21 protein-coding genes are annotated in these 15,983 nt (G+C 42.1%); 9 read left to right on the forward strand and 12 right to left on the reverse strand.

Annotated features, from left to right (window positions below; all coding sequences use genetic code 11):
• The first annotated feature begins 160 nt into the window (after positions 1-160).
• Positions 161-1,726 carry a flavocytochrome c gene (locus tag B9N65_RS07320; protein WP_087583390.1) on the forward strand — a complete coding sequence of 522 codons (1,566 nt, stop codon included), beginning with the start codon at positions 161-163 and terminating at the stop codon, positions 1,724-1,726.
• A gap of 27 nt (positions 1,727-1,753) precedes the next feature.
• Here B9N65_RS07320 and B9N65_RS07325 read toward each other — a convergent pair whose 3' ends face one another.
• Together B9N65_RS07325 and B9N65_RS07330 are read right to left on the reverse strand one after the other, a co-directional pair.
• The gene (locus B9N65_RS07325) at positions 1,754-1,987 is read right to left on the reverse strand and encodes a winged helix-turn-helix domain-containing protein (protein ID WP_087583391.1); all 234 of its coding nucleotides are present in this window, start codon (positions 1,985-1,987) and stop codon (positions 1,754-1,756) included.
• Positions 1,978-2,343: a diacylglycerol kinase gene (locus B9N65_RS07330; protein ID WP_087583392.1), complete on the reverse strand. Its 366-nt coding sequence runs from the start codon at positions 2,341-2,343 to the stop codon at positions 1,978-1,980. Before B9N65_RS07330 ends, B9N65_RS07325 begins: the two co-directional genes overlap by 10 nt.
• A 53-nt stretch (positions 2,344-2,396) precedes the next feature.
• On the opposite strand from B9N65_RS07330, the gene B9N65_RS07335 reads away from it, so the two are divergent.
• Positions 2,397-3,155 (forward strand): exodeoxyribonuclease III, encoded by a 759-nt coding sequence (locus B9N65_RS07335; protein WP_087583393.1) that lies wholly within the window; start codon positions 2,397-2,399, stop codon positions 3,153-3,155.
• Here the strand turns inward: B9N65_RS07335 and B9N65_RS07340 are convergent.
• Positions 3,152-3,709 carry a manganese efflux pump MntP gene (locus tag B9N65_RS07340; RefSeq protein ID WP_087583394.1) on the reverse strand — a complete coding sequence of 186 codons (558 nt, stop codon included), beginning with the start codon at positions 3,707-3,709 and terminating at the stop codon, positions 3,152-3,154. The genes B9N65_RS07335 and B9N65_RS07340 overlap by 4 nt on opposite strands.
• 109 nt (positions 3,710-3,818) lie before the next feature.
• Between B9N65_RS07340 and B9N65_RS07345 the strand changes: the two genes are divergently transcribed.
• Both B9N65_RS07345 and B9N65_RS07350 read left to right on the forward strand, forming a co-directional pair.
• Entirely contained in the window at positions 3,819-4,568 is a 750-nt protein-coding gene (locus tag B9N65_RS07345) for a DUF4197 domain-containing protein (protein WP_087583395.1), read from the forward strand.
• The gene (locus tag B9N65_RS07350) at positions 4,565-5,443 is read left to right on the forward strand and encodes a DMT family transporter (protein WP_087583396.1); all 879 of its coding nucleotides are present in this window, start codon (positions 4,565-4,567) and stop codon (positions 5,441-5,443) included. The genes B9N65_RS07345 and B9N65_RS07350 overlap by 4 nt, the downstream gene beginning before the upstream one ends.
• Here B9N65_RS07350 and B9N65_RS07355 read toward each other — a convergent pair.
• A complete protein-coding gene (locus tag B9N65_RS07355) occupies positions 5,440-6,165 on the reverse strand; it encodes a class I SAM-dependent methyltransferase (protein ID WP_087583397.1) in 726 nt (241 codons plus the stop codon). The genes B9N65_RS07350 and B9N65_RS07355 overlap by 4 nt on opposite strands.
• A gap of 46 nt (positions 6,166-6,211) precedes the next feature.
• Between B9N65_RS07355 and B9N65_RS07360 the strand changes: the two genes are divergently transcribed.
• A complete protein-coding gene (locus B9N65_RS07360) occupies positions 6,212-6,604 on the forward strand; it encodes an acyl-CoA thioesterase (RefSeq protein WP_087583398.1) in 393 nt (130 codons plus the stop codon).
• On the opposite strand, the gene B9N65_RS07365 is transcribed toward B9N65_RS07360, so the two are convergent.
• Positions 6,595-6,954: a Fur family transcriptional regulator gene (locus B9N65_RS07365; RefSeq protein ID WP_087583399.1), complete on the reverse strand. Its 360-nt coding sequence runs from the start codon at positions 6,952-6,954 to the stop codon at positions 6,595-6,597. The genes B9N65_RS07360 and B9N65_RS07365 overlap by 10 nt on opposite strands.
• A 145-nt stretch (positions 6,955-7,099) precedes the next feature.
• Here B9N65_RS07365 and B9N65_RS07370 point away from each other — a divergent pair, with 145 nt between their 5' ends.
• The 4 genes from B9N65_RS07370 to B9N65_RS07385 are packed head-to-tail and all read left to right on the forward strand — an operon-like array spanning position 7,100 to position 11,096.
• Positions 7,100-8,005, forward strand: coding sequence for a metal ABC transporter solute-binding protein, Zn/Mn family (locus B9N65_RS07370; protein WP_087583400.1), 906 nt, complete (start codon positions 7,100-7,102; stop codon positions 8,003-8,005).
• 2 nt (positions 8,006-8,007) lie between these two features.
• The gene (locus tag B9N65_RS07375) at positions 8,008-9,501 is read left to right on the forward strand and encodes a nickel/cobalt transporter (protein WP_087583401.1); all 1,494 of its coding nucleotides are present in this window, start codon (positions 8,008-8,010) and stop codon (positions 9,499-9,501) included.
• Positions 9,498-10,280, forward strand: a complete 783-nt coding sequence (locus B9N65_RS07380) for a metal ABC transporter ATP-binding protein (protein ID WP_087583402.1) — start codon at positions 9,498-9,500, stop codon at positions 10,278-10,280. The genes B9N65_RS07375 and B9N65_RS07380 overlap by 4 nt, the downstream gene beginning before the upstream one ends.
• A gap of 9 nt (positions 10,281-10,289) precedes the next feature.
• Complete coding sequence (locus tag B9N65_RS07385; protein ID WP_087583403.1) at positions 10,290-11,096, forward strand: metal ABC transporter permease; 807 nt, start codon at positions 10,290-10,292, stop codon at positions 11,094-11,096.
• 9 nt (positions 11,097-11,105) lie between these two features.
• Here B9N65_RS07385 and B9N65_RS07390 read toward each other — a convergent pair whose 3' ends face one another.
• The 7 genes from B9N65_RS07390 to B9N65_RS07415 all read right to left on the reverse strand — a co-directional run bounded on the left by B9N65_RS07390 (position 11,106) and on the right by B9N65_RS07415 (position 15,983).
• Positions 11,106-11,417, reverse strand: a complete 312-nt coding sequence (locus B9N65_RS07390; protein WP_087583404.1) for a type II toxin-antitoxin system RelE family toxin — start codon at positions 11,415-11,417, stop codon at positions 11,106-11,108.
• Positions 11,414-11,653 carry a hypothetical protein gene (locus tag B9N65_RS07395; RefSeq protein ID WP_087583405.1) on the reverse strand — a complete coding sequence of 80 codons (240 nt, stop codon included), beginning with the start codon at positions 11,651-11,653 and terminating at the stop codon, positions 11,414-11,416. The genes B9N65_RS07390 and B9N65_RS07395 overlap by 4 nt, the downstream gene beginning before the upstream one ends.
• A gap of 52 nt (positions 11,654-11,705) precedes the next feature.
• On the reverse strand, positions 11,706-13,031 hold the full coding sequence (locus tag B9N65_RS07400) for an MATE family efflux transporter (RefSeq protein WP_087583406.1): 1,326 nt from the start codon (positions 13,029-13,031) through the stop codon (positions 11,706-11,708).
• Between the two features lie 12 nt (positions 13,032-13,043).
• Positions 13,044-13,208, reverse strand: coding sequence for a hypothetical protein (locus tag B9N65_RS11150; protein ID WP_219336882.1), 165 nt, complete (start codon positions 13,206-13,208; stop codon positions 13,044-13,046).
• A gap of 84 nt (positions 13,209-13,292) precedes the next feature.
• Positions 13,293-14,018, reverse strand: coding sequence for a TerC family protein (locus tag B9N65_RS07405; protein ID WP_087583407.1), 726 nt, complete (start codon positions 14,016-14,018; stop codon positions 13,293-13,295).
• Positions 14,011-14,598, reverse strand: a complete 588-nt coding sequence (gene purN / locus B9N65_RS07410) for a phosphoribosylglycinamide formyltransferase (protein WP_087583408.1) — start codon at positions 14,596-14,598, stop codon at positions 14,011-14,013. Before purN ends, B9N65_RS07405 begins: the two co-directional genes overlap by 8 nt.
• A complete protein-coding gene (locus B9N65_RS07415; RefSeq protein WP_087583409.1) occupies positions 14,580-15,983 on the reverse strand; it encodes an NAD(P)H-hydrate dehydratase in 1,404 nt (467 codons plus the stop codon). Before B9N65_RS07415 ends, purN begins: the two co-directional genes overlap by 19 nt.

Consider the following 15,983-nt stretch of genomic DNA (forward strand, 5'->3'; position numbering starts at 1 on the left):
AAAGTCAAATTTAAATGAATATAATCTCACTAAATATTATCAAACTACGCTCTAATCGCACTTAGCTTTAATAAAATTTAATTTAAAAAACTAATTAGACTATTTTAATAAAAAAGTCGTATAATCTAGTTAGTGAATATCTTACTTCAAAGGAGAGAGCATGAAAAATTCAGGTTTATCTAGAAGAGATTTTGTGAAATTTAGCGCTATCGGAGCCACGGCACTTGGCATGGGCGCTACAAATTTAATGGCTAGTCCAATGAACGAAAAAGATGTCAAATGGGACGAGGAGTATGACGTAGTCATCATCGGCTCAGGCTTTGCAGCTCTTGCAGCTGGCGTCACATCAGCTAAAAAAGGCAACAAAGTCGTCTTGATCGAAAAGATGGGCCGCACAGGTGGCAACTCTGTCATCAACGGCGGTATCTTTGCCGTTCCAAATAGCGACATGCAAAAGAAAGCTGGCATAAGAGATAGCACAGAGCTATTTATCAAAGACTGCTTGAAAGCAGGTCGCGGCATCAACCACGTTGATCTTTTGGCAAAGATCGGCGAGAGAGCGCAAGATGCTTACAAACTCACACTTGATTGTGGTGCAAAATATATCGATCAGATCACTCACGCAGGCGGTCACTCAGTGCCAAGAAGCCTTCAAACAGAGGTTGGCAGCGGTGCTGGCATCGTGCTTCCTATGACTGCGACATTTGAAAAGTTAGAAGGCGCATCGATCAAAAAAAGGACAAAATTTGATGATTTCGTCTTTGACGACAAGGGCGCAGTTGTGGGCGTCATCGTCAGAGAAAACTACAAATTTGATGGCAATTTGATGAGTGACGATGTCGAAAACAAAGGCGGCGATACAAAATACATCAAAGCTAAAAAGGGCGTTGTGCTAGCAGCTGGCGGCTTTTGTAGGGATAAAATTTTTAGACGCCTTCAAGATCCAAGGATCACTCCAGAAACAGACTCGACAAACCAACCAGGCTCAACAGCGGGCGCGCTTTTAGCGGCATTTAGAGCGGGTGCTTATCCAGTTCAGCCAAGCTGGATCCAGTATGGCCCTTGGGGATGTGCCGATGAGACAGGCTTTGGCGTGGGATCGATGTTTAACGTAAATGGCGCTTTTCCGTTTGGAATTTCAGTCGATCCAAGAACTGGCAAACGCTACATGAACGAGCTAGCTGACCGTAGGACAAGAACTGAAGCGATGTTTAAAGTCATCCATGAAAAAGGCGAAGACGATAAAAACTTCCCTATCAACTTCTGCGACTCAAGAGCACTTCCTCACATGCTCCCAGCTCACTATGAAAAAGCTATCGCAGCTGGAATTTGCAAGAAATTTGACACACTTGATGCCTTGGCAGCTGAGTATAAGATCCCAGTTGATGAGCTCAAAAAAACAGTCGCAAGATACAATGAATTTGTCAAAAAAGGCGTCGATGAGGACTTTGGCAAGCCAGTTGTTGCGACTACGACAAAGGGCATTGATATCTCAGTTCCACCGTTTTACGCAGAGCGTGGCACGCCAAAAGTTCACCACACAATGGGCGGCCTAAATATCAACACGAAAGCCCAAGTCATGAACTCTCAAACAGCTATGCCTATACCAAATTTATACGCAGCTGGCGAGATCACTGGTGGCGTTCACGGAGCCAGCCGTCTAGGATCAGTGGCTATAACTGACTGCTTGACATTTGGCATGATCGCTGCTGAGACTATCGGCTAGAAAGAGGTGGCAGGCACTTGCTTGCCACTATAAATTTTTAAATCTATAAACCCCGTTTTTTACTCGCTCAAAAATTTTCTTCTCTTCAAGTAGCTTAAACGTGCTTATCACGGTTGGTTTGCTCACATTTAGCTTCTCGCAAATTTCTGAAATTTTAAGCATGATAAAGCCATTTTCATCGCTTAGCTCGCAAAGTAAATTTATGATCTCTACCTTTTTCTCGCCAAGAAGCGCCTTGTAAATTTCTTTTTCTAGCCCCAAATTTTATATCCTATCGCCACGCACCAAAGCGCGCCACATAAGAAATTTGCGATCATTACGGCTGCACTTCCAGCGTCTTTTGCCGCTTTTGCTAGGACGTGATAGTCTGGGCTTGCAAGATCAGTCACTCGCTCTAGGCCCGAGTTTAAGCACTCACAAACTAGCACAAATGCCATGCTAAAGATCAAAAATAGGTTAAAAATAAGGTCAAATTTCCAAAAAAATAGCGAGATCGTAGCTATCAAAAATATACAAATTTCTATGCGAAAGCTCTTTTCGTTTTTAAAAATTTCAGCCAAACCCTCTCTTGCGTAGCCAAAATTTTTAAAAAATTTATACTCTGGCTGGTTTCTCATAACTTTCCTTTTTGCGATTTTTGGCATAATTATAATTAAAAAAAGGATGAAATTTGAAACTTATTAGCTGGAACGTAAATGGGCTGCGCGCAGTTGTGGCAAAAGATGGCTTTGGCTGGCTTGATGAGGTTAGGCCTGATTTTTTGGGACTTCAAGAGATCAAGGTCAAAGAAGATGACGTGCCAAAAGAAATTTACAACCTTGGCTTTAAAGATATCAGTGTAAATTCAGGCGCAAGAGCTGGCTACTCTGGCGTGATGAGCCTAGCTAAATTTGACGTGCAAACGCAAAAAGCGGCCTTTTTTGACGACACAGAGGGGCGAGTTTTGGAGCATAGATTTGATGATATCGTGCTTTTTAACATCTACTTTCCAAACGGCCAAAAGGACGACGAGAGGCTAGCTTACAAGATGGACTTTTACGAGAAATTTCTAGCTTACTGCAAAGAGCTTGTAAAAAGCGGCAAAGAGGTGATATTTTGCGGTGATGTAAATACCGCTCACCGCGAGATCGATCTTAAAAATCCAAAGGCAAATGCCAAAACTTCTGGCTTTTTGCCTATCGAGCGCGCGTGGATAGATGAGGTTTTAAAAAGTGGCTTTATAGATACCTTTAGAGCCGTAAATGGCGACGTTGAAAACGCCTACTCGTGGTGGAGCTACCGCTTTAACGCAAGGGTGAAAAATGTCGGCTGGAGGATTGATTATTTCTTCATATCGCAGGGGCTAAAAGATAGGCTAAAAGACGCCTTTATCCTGCCAGAGATCACCGGCAGCGACCACTGCCCAGTTGGAATAGAGATAGAAATTTAGAGCACGCCCTCTTCAAGCAGGTGGGTGATGAGGATTTTAAAGCCTAAAAATATAAGTATCGCGCCACCTAAAAAGAGTGCCTTTTTCTCTAAAATTTCACCCATAAATTTACCGATGTAAAAGGCGGCTAGGCTTAGCACAAAGCAGACTACGCCGATGATGAGCGCACTTTTAAATATCCTAACCGCTTCAAAGCTAAGCGTGACGCCAATGGCAAGTGCGTCGATACTCGTGGCAAATGCACCCACAAAAATGGTCTTAATATCCATACTTAAGGACTCGCCAGCCTCGCTGCTACAGGCCTCTTTTAACATTTTAAAGCCAAGAAAACAAAGTATAAAAAATGCTATGAAGTGATCGATAGAGCTTATAAATTTAGCAAAGCTAATGCCAAGAAAATAGCCAAGAAGCGGCATGAGAAACTGAAAAAAGCCAAGCATAAAAGCGATAAATAAAATTTTGCCAAGGGCAATGCTTTTATACCTTGCGCCGTTTGCCATATTTAGAGCCGCGCTATCCATGCTAAGAGCAAAGCTAAGAAGTAAAAGCTGCATAAATTCCCTTTAAAAAAAGAGCAAATTTTAGTGCAAAAATATTAAATTTATTTTAAGCGTTTAGATATTTTTTGTATGATTTTGCTTTAAATTTAAAAAAGGAGAGAAGATGAAAAGATCTCTTGTAATTCTTTGTGGCGCGCTTGTTTTAAATTTACAAGCCGCAAGCATGGATGATATGATAAATAAAGGCGTCAAAATCGCCACTCACGCATCAAGCGGCGACTATAAAAGCTTAGTTAGCGAGGCACTAAATGCCGCTGTTAGCGAGCTTTCAAAAGAGGGCTTTATAAACAACGCCACAGCTAAAATCCCACTCCCAAAAAGCCTTGAAATGGCGTCAAATTTAGCCAAAAAAGTGGGCGGCGAGAAGTGGGCGCAGGACCTTAGCAAGTCGATAAATAACGCTGCGACCACGGCCGTGCCAAAGGCTGCTGAAATTTTTAGCGAGAGCATAAAAAATATGAGCGAGGCTGACGTGAAAAAGCTCTTTAACGGCGGCAGCGACAGCGTTACGAAATATTTGCAGCAAAGCTCCAGCCAAAAGCTAAAGGCGGCATTTACACCGATAATTGAGAAAATGATGAGTGATAATAGCTTTGCGACTGCCTATAATGGGCTAAATTCTTTCATCGGTGGCTCGGCTAAAAATAACGAAACGATAAAATCAGTCAAAAGCCTAGCTAAAAATTTAGGCGCAAGCGAATATGTGCCAGATGACGGCGAAGACCTAAACGCATATATCACGAGAAAGACGCTAGATGGGCTATTTAACGTGATGAGCGAGAAGGAAAAGGGGCTAAGAAGCGGCTTTAGCCTAGATAGCGGCAAAAAGGTGCTAGACTCGATCTTTAAATGAGAAATTTAAGCGCTCAAAACAGAGCCGACATCGCTCTTATCGTAGTTTCCATCGTTTGGGGCGCTACGTTTTTACCCATGGCAAATGCGCTAAAGACAAATGGCGTTTTTGTCATGCTTTTTTGCCGGTTTTTTCTCTCGGCTATCTTTATGGGCTTTGTCGCGCTTAAATTTACTAAGAAATTTGATAAAAAGAGCGTCATCTACGGCGTTATCCTTGGTGCGGTGCTGTTTTTGTCATTTGCAACGCAAACTTATGCTCTAAAGCTTACGTTTAGCTCGAGCGTCGCCTTTATCACGGGGCTTGAATGTGTGATAGTCCCTTTTATGGCGGCGGTGTTTTTTAAAAATAAGATAAGTATTTTTGCAATTTTAGGCGCACTAATCGCTATTTTTGGGCTTTGGCTCTTAAGTGGCGCCACGTTCGCACTTGGGGCTGGCGAGGCACTAGCGCTTGTTTGCGCCATATTTTACGCACTTTACACGACGCTAAATGGCCACTTTGTAAGAAAGAGCGAGCTTTATCTGCTTGTCTTTGTGGTCTTTCTCACAAATGCCCTGCTCTCGCTTGTTTTTGCGCTTTTTCAGGGCAGTATCGTGCCAAATTTTGATAGGGAATTTTTCATAGCGATATTTATCACGACGGTGATTGGCACCATATTTTGCTACTTTGTGCAAACTATCGCTCAAAGATATACGACCGCTAGCAAGGCGGCCTTGTTTTTCTGCTTAGAGCCAGTCTCTGCAGGGTTCATTGGCTACTTTTTTGCAGGCGAGATACTTAGCATCTGGCAAATTTTTGGAGCTGCGCTCATCATCTTTGGCGTCATTTTTAGCGAATTTGGCAAGCAAATTTGCTCTAAATTTAAGCCTTAAAAGACAAAAAGCTTCATTTGAGAGTCTATTTTCTCATCTATAAACTCGCCCTCAAATCTCTCTTTTAACATCGCTAAAACCGCCTTTTCATCGTAGTTTTTAGCCCCGTTTATCTCAAGGTGCCAGCAGATATTCTCAGCAGCTTCTTGCACGCTTCGTCTAGCGATCCTAGTTTCGTTTAAAATTTCACTCTTATAAGCGATGCCTTGCTCATTTAGCCACGCTTCAAGCCTATCTACTACGTTTTTTTGCGAGAGTGTGCGGCCAAATTTTTCAAAAAACGGCTCGAGCAGGTCAGAGCTTCTAGGCTTGTCCCAGCCAAGATAAAGCTTTTGCTTGGCGCAGTTTTGAAATTTAGCAAAGTCCCAGTCGTTTGCAATGGCTGGGCTCATCGTGCAAATAGCGATATCAAAGTGTTTTTTAGGTTTAAAATCTCTCCACGAGCAAACCTCGCTACTTAAATTTGTAACGCCAAATCTCTTTGCGTCTTCGTTTAAAATTTCTATCATCTTTTCAGAGCTATCTATGCCAGTTATATGTTTAGCCGTTTTTGATAAAAATATGCTCCAAACGCCCGTGCCACAGCCGATATCAAGGATATCTTTGCCACTAAAATCAACTCCCCAAGCCAAAGCTTTGGTAAAAATTTGCTGCTGAATAGCGCTGATCTTGCCGTCAAATCTTTGGTAGTTTGACGCCTTTTTATCCCATAAATTTTGCATTTTAGCTCCTTATTTTTGGTTATAATTTTAGCAAAAAAGGTCAAAAATGAGAGATTTTATATATCACGTCACCATCCCGCCACAAGCCATCGACATGCACGGACATATGAATAATGTCTATTATTTCACGCTTATGCAAGAGGCCGCATTTGCCCACTCTGCCGCTGTTGGCGACACGGTCGAGGCGCAGTATAAAAGGGGAGAAATTTGGCTCATTAGAAAAAATGAAGCAAAATATATAAAAAGCGCAAAGCTGATGGACAAGATAGAAATTCACACCTACACGCAGACTGAGGGTAAGGCGACATCATGCAGATATTTTGAGTTTAAAAAAGATGGCGAGCTAATAGCAACTGGCAAGACGGAATTTGTCTATATCGATCTAAAGACAAACCGCCCAAAGGCGATCCCAGCTGAGATCATCGCGCTTTACTCGTGACCGCACTCGTCGCAGATGCCCTTTATCACGGCGCTTTTTATATTTTTAGCGATGTTTAGGTGTGGCATGTCGATGTTTGTTACTTTGTGGCAGACGTCGCAGATGAAGTAGGCTTTGGCTTCATTTGCCAGCTCGTAGTAGCTCTTGTGGTTGTTTTCGGTTTTTATCACGAGATTTTCTTTTTCAAAAATTTCCATACTTCTATAAAAGGTCGTCTTGTTTGCGTCAAGAATTTGCAAAATTTCATCGTAGCTTAGCGGCGCCTTGGCGTTTTGTAAAATTTCAACAAGCTTTATGCGAAGCATCGTAGCTTTGATATTGTGCTCTTCTAAGAAATTTCTCGCGTTCATCTTTGCCCTTTTCATTTTTCGTATATTAACGCTAAAAGATTTAAACTATATTTAAAAGAAAAGGCTAAATTTAGGCATTTGCTTTTTAAGTTGCAACCAAGTTGCATTTTGCTAAACTTCGCAATTATTTTTTAAAGGAGAGATAATGAGAAAAATTATCGTTTTTTTAGCTGTTTGTGCTTTGTCTCTTTTTGCAAAGCCGGTTGTGACTACTAGCATACTGCCAACGAAATTTTTTGTCGAGCAGATCGCTGGAGATACGCTAGATGTAAATGCGATGGTTGGCAAAGGCGCTGATCCACACACCTATGAGCCAAAACCAAAGCAGATGAAGGAGCTTGAAAAGAGCGAGCTTTACTTTGCTATCGGCATCGAGTTTGAAGACGCGTGGCTGGATCGCTTCTCAAAGACGTTTAAAAATTTACGCATCGTAAAGACGCAAGAGGGCATCGAAAAGATCGCTATGAGCGAGGAGCATGAACATGAAGAGCACCACGAGCATAAACACGAGGGTGAGCATAAGCATGAGCACCATGACCACGAGGGCGAGCATCATCATCACCATGACGGCCTTGACCCACACATCTGGCTTGACCCTATCCTAGTAAAAACTCAAGTTGATAACATCGCAAAGGCGCTAATAGAGAAATTCCCGCAAAATGCAAAACTTTATGAGGAGAATTTGGCTAAATTTAAAGCTAGCCTTGACGAGCTTGATAGCTTTATCAAAAACGAGCTAAAAGATGTCAAAACTCGCGAATTTATCGTATATCACCCATCTTGGGGCTACTTTGCAAAGCGCTATAACTTAGAGCAAATCGCCATCGAGATAGAGGGCAAAGAGCCAAAGCCAGCTGAGCTAAAAGAGCTTATAGAAGAAGCTAAAGAGCACGGTGTAAAGGTCATTTTCGTGGCTCCACAATTTCCAACAAAGGCTGCAAATTTGATCGCAAAAGAGACTGGCTCAAAGGTCGTCATGATAGACCAACTGCCTGAAAACTGGCTAGCCGAGATGAAAAAAACGGCTGAAATTTTCGCAAAAAGTCTATAAAAATGTTAGCACGCCTGATCGTCATTTGCCTACTAGCGATAAATGCTTTTGGGTGTGCTCTATGCTCGCTTTATAGCCCAACAGCTCACGTTAGTGCGAAATTTGTTGCATACGAAAATAACATCAGCCAGATCGCCTTTACTTGGACCTTTTCGCAAAATTTCTCAGATCTTATGAAGCAAAATTTTGACCTCAATCAAGATGAAAAGATAGATGATAAAGAGCTTAGAAAGATCCGCTTAAATTTACTAGACTACCTCGTGCCAAGGCACTATCTAACGGACATTGAATACTATTATAAGGATGAAAACGCCACTAAAATAGAGCCAAATTTAAATGAATACAAGCTCTATTTTGACGAGGGCAGACTTAAATTTGACGTGAGTTTTAAGACAAATTTAGTGATCGCTGAGGGCCTTGTCGTGTCGGTTGATATGGAGGATAAAGAGGGCTATTTTAACTTCAAATTTACGCAAAATAACGCATTTTTGGTTGGTAAAAGCTTCTGGGCGATACCAAATTCAAACTCAAATTTGATATTTTTTACATTTTCAAGCAAAGAAGCAGCCAAAGCTCACAACGAGAAGCCAGCGCTTAAAGAGCTGCTAAAAGAGCCAGTAGCAGGCGCGAGCGATGAGAATTTAAGCCAGATAGATAAGATCGATGAGGCAAAATTTGACATCGTCTCAAAAACTAGCCTAAGCTTGCTTGATAGGCTAAAGCAAATTTTAAGAAGCGTGGATTACAAAAGTCCGCTTGCGCTGCTATTTTTGGCATTTATCTCATTTGGTTATGGCTTCTTGCACGCTGCTGGAGCAGGCCATGGCAAGGTGCTAACAAGCTCATATTTTGCCGCAACTGGTGGCAGCTACAAAAGGGCGTTTTTATTTGCACTAAAGATCGGCTTTTTGCACGTTGTGGGCGCATTTGTCTTTGTCTTTGCTAGCTTTTTGCTGCTTCGTGAAGTAAGCAACGACCTCACAAAGGACACTGCTAGCATAACGACTGCGTTTTCTGGCGTCGTGATCTTTTTTGTGGCGATTTTTATGCTCGTTAAAAAGATCAAATTTTATCTCTCAAACAAAAATGAGACTAAATTTTATATTTTTAGATCAAATTTAAGCCAAAATTTGAGTAAAAATACAAAATTTAAAAGTGAGTGTGGCTGTCAAATTTGCTCAACCAAAAAGCCAAAGAGTAAAGAGGAGTGGCTAGTAGCGGCCGCTGCGGCTCTTGTGCCCTGTCCTGGCACGATCTTAGTCTTTGTGCTGGCAAATGAGATAGGTAGCTACTTTGCAGGCGTGATAAGTGGCGTATTTATGGCGCTTGGCATGAGTGTGGTGATATTTGTAGCGGCAGTTTTTGGCTCAAAGATCAGCACGAACATTAAGCTAAAAAAGTTTAAAATCTATGCAGAATTTGCAGCCCTTGGCATCATGCTTTGGCTTGGACTTTTCATTTTTGTCATGACATTTACGCAAAAGAGTCTGTTTTGAAAGATATTATAAAAATTAGAAATTTAAACTTTAGCTACGATAAACAAGTCGTTTTAGAGGATATTAACTTAGAGTATAGTAGCGACGAGTTTTTAGCGATAATCGGTCCAAATGGCGGGGGCAAAAGCACGCTTTTAAAGCTCATTTTGGGACTGCTTAAGCCTCAAAGTGGCGAGATAAAGCTCTTTGGTAAAGAGCCAAGCGAGGTTAGTAAATTTATAGGCTACGTGCCGCAAAATTTCCTCTCAAATCAAAGCTTTCCGATGATGGTTCTAGAAGTTGTTTTGATGGGGCTAATCGATAAAAAAATCTTTGGTTTTTACTCAAAAGATGAAAAAGCCCTAGCGCTAAGTGCCCTTGAAAAAGTCTGTATGAGGGAGTTTGCAAACGCGAGGATCGGCGAGCTAAGTGGCGGTCAAAGGCAGCGCGTCTATATCGCTAGAGCGCTTTGCGCAAACGCAAAAGTGCTCATCTTAGATGAGCCAACAGCCAGCATCGACACAAAAGGGCAGGCTGAAATTTATGAAATTTTAAAGGGCATAAACGCAAATGGCGTGGGTGTGGTTCTAGTCAGTCACGACCTAAATATCGTGCTAAATTATGCTACAAAGATCGCTTACGTGAGTAAAAATTTACACATTCACAAAACACATGAAAACCTTGCAAAGAGGGAATTTATCGAGCATCTAGCTAGAACGCATAGCCATTTTTGTGATGTCGAGATCGCGCTTGGCGAGTGCGGTTGTGAAAAAACAAAGAGCAATGTTTTTAAATTTTAAAGAGAGAAAATGAGTGAAATTTTAGAGTTAAATTTTATGCAAAATGCCTTTATTGCGGGCATTTTAGTAAGCATAATATGCGGCATGATAGGCTCGCTTGTGGTGATAAATAAGATGACTTTCATCGCTGGAGGCATCGCACACGGCGCGTATGGCGGCATAGGGCTTGCATTTTTCTTCTCGCTTGAGCCACTTTTTGGTGCAAGTATATTTTCGCTATTTTTAGCGCTCATCATCGCCACGATCACGCTAAAAGATAAGACAAACATCGACTCCGTAATAGGCGCTATTTGGGCGATTGGCATGGCTATTGGTATCATTTTCATCGACCTCACACCTGGCTATAACGCCGATCTTATGAGCTATCTTTTTGGCTCGATACTTGCAGTTAGCAGCACAGATATCGCATTTATGAGCGTTTTAGACCTCTTGTTTTTGGCTCTCATTGCGCTTTTTTACCGCCAGTTTGTGGCGATCAGCTTTGATGCGGAGTTTGCAAAACTTCGTGGGGTCAATACGACATTTTTTCACTATCTGCTAGTTTGCATGATGGCGCTTTGCGTGGTGGCTACGATCCGCGTCGTGGGGCTAATACTTGTCATCGCACTACTTACCATACCGCCATATATTGCGCAAATTTTTGCCAAAAGGCTGGGGCTCATGATGCTTATCTCAACCATTTTTTCTATCATTTTTTGCTTTATCGGCCTTGTGATCAGCTTTTATTTCAATCTCACAGGCGGAGCCAGCATCATCTTAGTCGCCTCGCTTTGCTTTTTTGCATTTAGCTTTAAATTTAAAAGCTTGAGGAGTTAAATTTAGCTCTTAAGAAGATTTTTCTGCTTTTTCTTTTAGCTTTAAAAGTAGTTTTACGTTTTTGTCTAAGTAAGCTTCATCTCTTTTTACGATATTTAAAAGCAGGATTATTAGTTCGTCGTCTTTTAGCAAGCAAATCAAGCGATAATCACCAACTCTATAACGCCAAAGTCCGTTTAAATTTGCTACTAGAGCCTTTCCACTATCACGCGGGTCTTTTAGGGTTTCTAGTTTTTCGAGAGCCTTGATGATTTGCTTTTTAACAGAGCCATCAAGTTTGTTAAAATTTACCTTTGCTTCATCGGTAATGATAACTTTCATAAGCAGTTTTCTTTTTTGAGTTCATCAAGCGTCGTGCCTTTGCTGTTACTTGCTACAAATCTAGCATAAATTTCCTCAGCCTCTTTTGCATCTTTTATATCCAAAACATTATCGATCAACTCATCATCTATCTCTACTACTTTGATCTTTTCGCCAAAAAGCTGTTTCATGGCGCTGATGATTTCGCTTGTGATTATAAAGCCATTTTGCCCTTGAAGCATTACTGTGTTAGTCACTTTAGCTCCTTAAAATTTATATTTTGCGAGATTATATCATAGATGTTTGTGGCTAAAATTTATTAGCTCTTTTTAACCTAAAAAGCGTCCAAGTCAAAAAGCAAATCGCCGTAAAATAGACACTAAAAAATAGCGCTAGCCACATAAATTTGATCTCAAGTCCTAGCCAAAAAACCACCGCGTAAAAGAGCGAGCATTGAAGCACGAGCTGTCTAAAGCCATTTAGCAAAAAGATCGCCACTGGGCGTTTTATCGCCTGCAAAGTGCTGCCTGAGATGTTTATCGTGCCGTAAGCCATGTAGGCAAGTGAGTTGATGCCAAGGTAGAGTTTGGCTACCTCAAGCACGGCTGGCGTGCTGTCAAAGAGCCTGATCGCGCTCTCGCCAAAAAGCCTTATAAAGATGTAGGCAAAGACGCAGTAGATGAGCAAAAAAAGAAGCGATAGTTTGTAGCACTGCAATACTCTTTGAAAGCTCTTAGCGCCGTAGTTTCTTGAGATGATGCTAAGCACTCCTGCTGCCATGCCGATGGTTGGAAGCACTAAAATTTGCTCGATCCTTAAGGCTATGCCATAACCTGCCACCGCATTGACGCCGTAAAAGCTTACAAATTTTAAAAGCACGAGCGAGCCAAGTGACATTGAGAGGTAGTTTAGACAAGCTGGTAAGGCTTGCCTTAGTATCTTTGCCCAGACGGCGAAATTTGGCACGAAGTAGCCTAAATTTCTAGGCTCTATCATCTTGCTCTTTCTCACTTTAAAAAAGAGATAGAGCGTGCCTAAAAACTGCACGCTAGCCGTTGCTAGTGCAAGACCCTTTACACCAAGATCAAAGCTAAAGGCAAAAAGATAGCAAAAAAATGCGTTGATAAAAAGGCCTAAAAATAGCCAGTTGCGGTAGCTTTTAGTATCGCCAAGTGCGACTAGAACGCCGTTAAGAGATTTTATAAGCAAGAAAAATGGAGCTGCAAGAAAGATGACGCCAGCGTAGTCAAGCGCCTCTTTGATATAGTGATGATCAGCACCTAAAATGACTAGTAAATTTGGCGCTAGCAAGTAGCCACATAGCCCCATAAATAGGGCAAAAAGAAGCACGAAAATGATGCCATTTGCCGCATAAAGCTTAGCCATTTTTGGTTTGTTTGCGCCTAGGCTGTTGCCTATTAGCGCGGTGAGTGCCGAGCCAAAGCCAAGCCCGATGCCAACGACACTTAGATAGAGCAAAAAGCTCATCGCCATGCCAGCAACTGCAAGGGTTGAAATTTTAGCGGCGAAAAATGTACCAGTGACGTTGTAAAGGGTGTTAAACATCATGCCCACGCCAGCTGGTAGCGAGAGCGAGATGATTAGTTTATTTAGTGGGTCTTTTAGTAGGTCCAAGCTGCCTTCTTACTAAATTATATATGAGCTAAGTTCTATCAAATTTCCATCAAAGTCGTAAATATATAAACTCTTCATTGCTCCAAGCGCTCCGTTTCGCTTCACTTTGCTAAGCTTGATCCCTGCGTCTTTTGCGAGTATCTTTATATCATCACGGGCGAAGGCAAAAGCTATCATATGTCGCTAGCAAAGCTCGCCTTCAAACCTATCTAAATTTATCTTTTATGAGACAAATTTGAAACTAAATTTTGGCTCACATTTTTATTTTTGATCTCTTGATGCCCTTTTTCTAGCGTAGATATTTAGGCACTCAACCGCTAGCGAGAAGCCCATCGCAAAGTAGATGTAGCCTTTTGGCACATGCACGCCAAAGCCATCAAGTATGAGCGCAAAGCCAACTAGCACCAAGAATGCGAGTGCGAGCATTTTTATCGTTGGGTTGTTATCGACAAATTCTGAGATCGCCTTTGAGGCAAACATCATCACTCCAACTGCGATGATGACGGCAAGTATCATGATATCGATGTGCTGAGCCATGCCAACTGCGGTGATAACGCTATCAAGCGAAAAGACTATGTCTAAAATGCCTATCTCAAGGATAGTTGCAAAAAATCCTGGATGAGACTTGCTCTCGTGAGCCTCCTCGTGCTTGCCAGTAACGTTTGCGTGGATCTCCATTGATGATTTTACTATCAAAAATAGACCGCCTATTATGAGCACTAGGTCGCGTCCAGTGATGCTAAGCTCGCCTATGCTAAAGAGCGGCTTTGTAAGCTTCATGATCCAAAATAGCGAAAGTAGCAGGATGATCCTAGTGATCATCGCAAAGCCAAGACCTAAAATGCGGCCCTTACCCCTTTGCTCTGGTGGCAGCTTGCCTACTAAAATAGCGATAAATATGATGTTATCTATGCCTAAAACTATCTCCAAGCCAGTTAGCGTAAGTAGCGATATCCACGCCTCTGGCGAACTCAACCATTCAAACATTTACTTCCTTTGTTAAAATTTTTATTATGCTCTCAGGCAAAATTTCATGCTCTATGGCGTGAATTTTAGCCTCCCACTCATCTAAACTCATGCCGTCTTCACGCTCAAACGCCCTTTGCGCGATCAGTTTGCCCCCGTCAAGCTCCTCACTCACATAATGCACGCTCACACCGCCTATCATCATGTCGCTCTCAAAGCTCTCCTTTATCGCATGCGCGCCCTTAAAAAGCGGTAAGATAGAAGGATGTAAATTTATAGCTTTTACTTGCGTCGTAAAAACTGGCGTTAGTATCCTCATGAAGCCTGCAAGCACCGTTAGATCAGCACCGCTTTTTAAAATTTGCTCCACCAAAACAGCGTCAAATTCCTCACGGTTTTTAAATTTAGCGCTCTCTATTATCGTCGTTTCAAGCCCAAATTTCTTAGCTCTCTCGATGCCAAATGCACCAGGTTTGTTGCAGATACAAAGGCAAACTTCGATCTTTACGCCGTTAAAAATTTGATTATGAACTTTTTTAAGTATCGCTTCTAAATTTGAGCCACTGCCGCTAAAAAGCACGGCTATCTTTTTCGTAAGCATTTTACTCCTTTGATGATGTCTGTTGGCTCTAGCGCGTAGCTGTTTTTGCTAAAATTTTTAAGGCTAAGTGCATGAGCTAAAGTGGCTGAGATGGCAGCATTTAGTGGCTCATAGCCTTGAGCCAAAAGTGCTAACACAAGACCGCTTAGCACGTCGCCGCTACCGCCTTTTGCAAGCGCGCTTTTACCATAAGGCATGACGTAAATTTGCCCATCTTTGGCGATTATGGTGTTTGCCCCTTTTAGCACAAGCACAGCCTTAAATTTCTCGCTCCAAGCCCTCGCGTAAGCGTATCTGTTTTCTTGCAGGATTTGCACATCTATATCGGCCATTTTGCAAATTTTTAAAAGCGAGCAAAACTCCTTTGGATGAGGTGTCAAGACGCAGTTCTCGCTTAGTAGGTCAAGCATTTTTGGGCTGTAAAAGATATCAGCGTCAAGAACAAGCTTTTTGGCTTTTAAAATTTGCACCTCAAGCTCTTCTACACCCTTTTTGCCAAGTCCCATGCCAAGGGCTCCAGCGTTCATTTTCTCGCTTATCTTGCTAGCTTGCATGATATGCGTTGGTAAATTTAAACCTTGCTCGCCTATCACGCTAACTAGCCCAGCCCCAAAGGCAAATGCCGCCTTTGCACAAAGCTTGCTAGCTCCTATGTGCTCGCCAGATATGATAAATACGTGGCCAAAGTCGCCCTTATTTACGCACTGATTTTTTCTATTTGGAAGCATGAGATCGCATTTTTCAAGCAAGTGATAGTCACTCTCGCACTCGTAGTTTTGAGCACTTATGCCAAGAGTAGCGAGCTTTATCTTGCCCACGTAGTCCTTTGCCGCGTCACTATAAAGAGCTAGCTTTCTAGCTCCCATCGTGATCGTCGCGTCTGCTTTTACGCAAGCGCCAAGCACCTTGCCCTCGCTACTTAGCCCGCTTGGCATGTCGCAAGCGATGATGTAAGCGGGGCTAGCGTTTATTTTTGAGATTAATTCTATGTGCTTTTCGTCTAAATTTCTATTTAGCCCTGAGCCAAAAAGCCCGTCTATGACGCATTTTGTGCTATTTAAGCTACTTTCTATATCTTTACTCTCTCGCACGCCAGCAAATTTGGCCCTTTCAAGCTGTTTGGCGGCAAGCGGCTTTAAGCTTTGGCTAGCTAGGATAAATTCACACTCAAACTCACCCTCTAGCATCCTTAAAGCGCAAAGCACGTCAGCGCCGTTGTTTCCGCCACCACAAATGCCAAGCACTCTCTCGCCTTTTTTAAATTTCTTGCGGATGAAATTTGCTATGGCTGCGGCTGCATTTTCCATCAAAAGCTCTTCGCTAAGGTCAAATTTCTCGCTTGCTCGCTCGTCTAAAACTCTCGTATCTAAATATAAATTTTTCAT

Origin of the sequence: Campylobacter concisus (genome assembly GCF_002165815.1) — a bacterium.
GTDB classification, from domain to species: domain Bacteria; phylum Campylobacterota; class Campylobacteria; order Campylobacterales; family Campylobacteraceae; genus Campylobacter_A; species Campylobacter_A concisus_BH.

What these genes read in the sequence shown, in the direction of transcription:
- purN (WP_087583408.1), bottom strand. Translation starts at nt 14,598, where the DNA reads ATGCTTACGAAAAAGATAGCCGTGCTTTTTAGCGGCAGTGGCTCAAAT.
- B9N65_RS07355 (WP_087583397.1), bottom strand. Translation starts at nt 6,165, where the DNA reads ATGCAAAATTTATGGGATAAAAAGGCGTCAAACTACCAAAGATTTGAC.
- B9N65_RS07415 (WP_087583409.1), bottom strand. Translation starts at nt 15,983, where the DNA reads ATGAAAAATTTATATTTAGATACGAGAGTTTTAGACGAGCGAGCAAGC.
- B9N65_RS07330 (WP_087583392.1), bottom strand. Translation starts at nt 2,343, where the DNA reads ATGAGAAACCAGCCAGAGTATAAATTTTTTAAAAATTTTGGCTACGCA.
- B9N65_RS11150 (WP_219336882.1), bottom strand. Translation starts at nt 13,208, where the DNA reads ATGATAGCTTTTGCCTTCGCCCGTGATGATATAAAGATACTCGCAAAA.
- B9N65_RS07320 (WP_087583390.1), top strand. Translation starts at nt 161, where the DNA reads ATGAAAAATTCAGGTTTATCTAGAAGAGATTTTGTGAAATTTAGCGCT.
- B9N65_RS07390 (WP_087583404.1), bottom strand. Translation starts at nt 11,417, where the DNA reads ATGAAAGTTATCATTACCGATGAAGCAAAGGTAAATTTTAACAAACTT.
- B9N65_RS07360 (WP_087583398.1), top strand. Translation starts at nt 6,212, where the DNA reads ATGAGAGATTTTATATATCACGTCACCATCCCGCCACAAGCCATCGAC.
- B9N65_RS07385 (WP_087583403.1), top strand. Translation starts at nt 10,290, where the DNA reads ATGAGTGAAATTTTAGAGTTAAATTTTATGCAAAATGCCTTTATTGCG.
- B9N65_RS07365 (WP_087583399.1), bottom strand. Translation starts at nt 6,954, where the DNA reads ATGAACGCGAGAAATTTCTTAGAAGAGCACAATATCAAAGCTACGATG.
- B9N65_RS07370 (WP_087583400.1), top strand. Translation starts at nt 7,100, where the DNA reads ATGAGAAAAATTATCGTTTTTTTAGCTGTTTGTGCTTTGTCTCTTTTT.
- B9N65_RS07405 (WP_087583407.1), bottom strand. Translation starts at nt 14,018, where the DNA reads ATGTTTGAATGGTTGAGTTCGCCAGAGGCGTGGATATCGCTACTTACG.
- B9N65_RS07375 (WP_087583401.1), top strand. Translation starts at nt 8,008, where the DNA reads ATGTTAGCACGCCTGATCGTCATTTGCCTACTAGCGATAAATGCTTTT.
- B9N65_RS07350 (WP_087583396.1), top strand. Translation starts at nt 4,565, where the DNA reads ATGAGAAATTTAAGCGCTCAAAACAGAGCCGACATCGCTCTTATCGTA.
- B9N65_RS07340 (WP_087583394.1), bottom strand. Translation starts at nt 3,709, where the DNA reads ATGCAGCTTTTACTTCTTAGCTTTGCTCTTAGCATGGATAGCGCGGCT.
- B9N65_RS07345 (WP_087583395.1), top strand. Translation starts at nt 3,819, where the DNA reads ATGAAAAGATCTCTTGTAATTCTTTGTGGCGCGCTTGTTTTAAATTTA.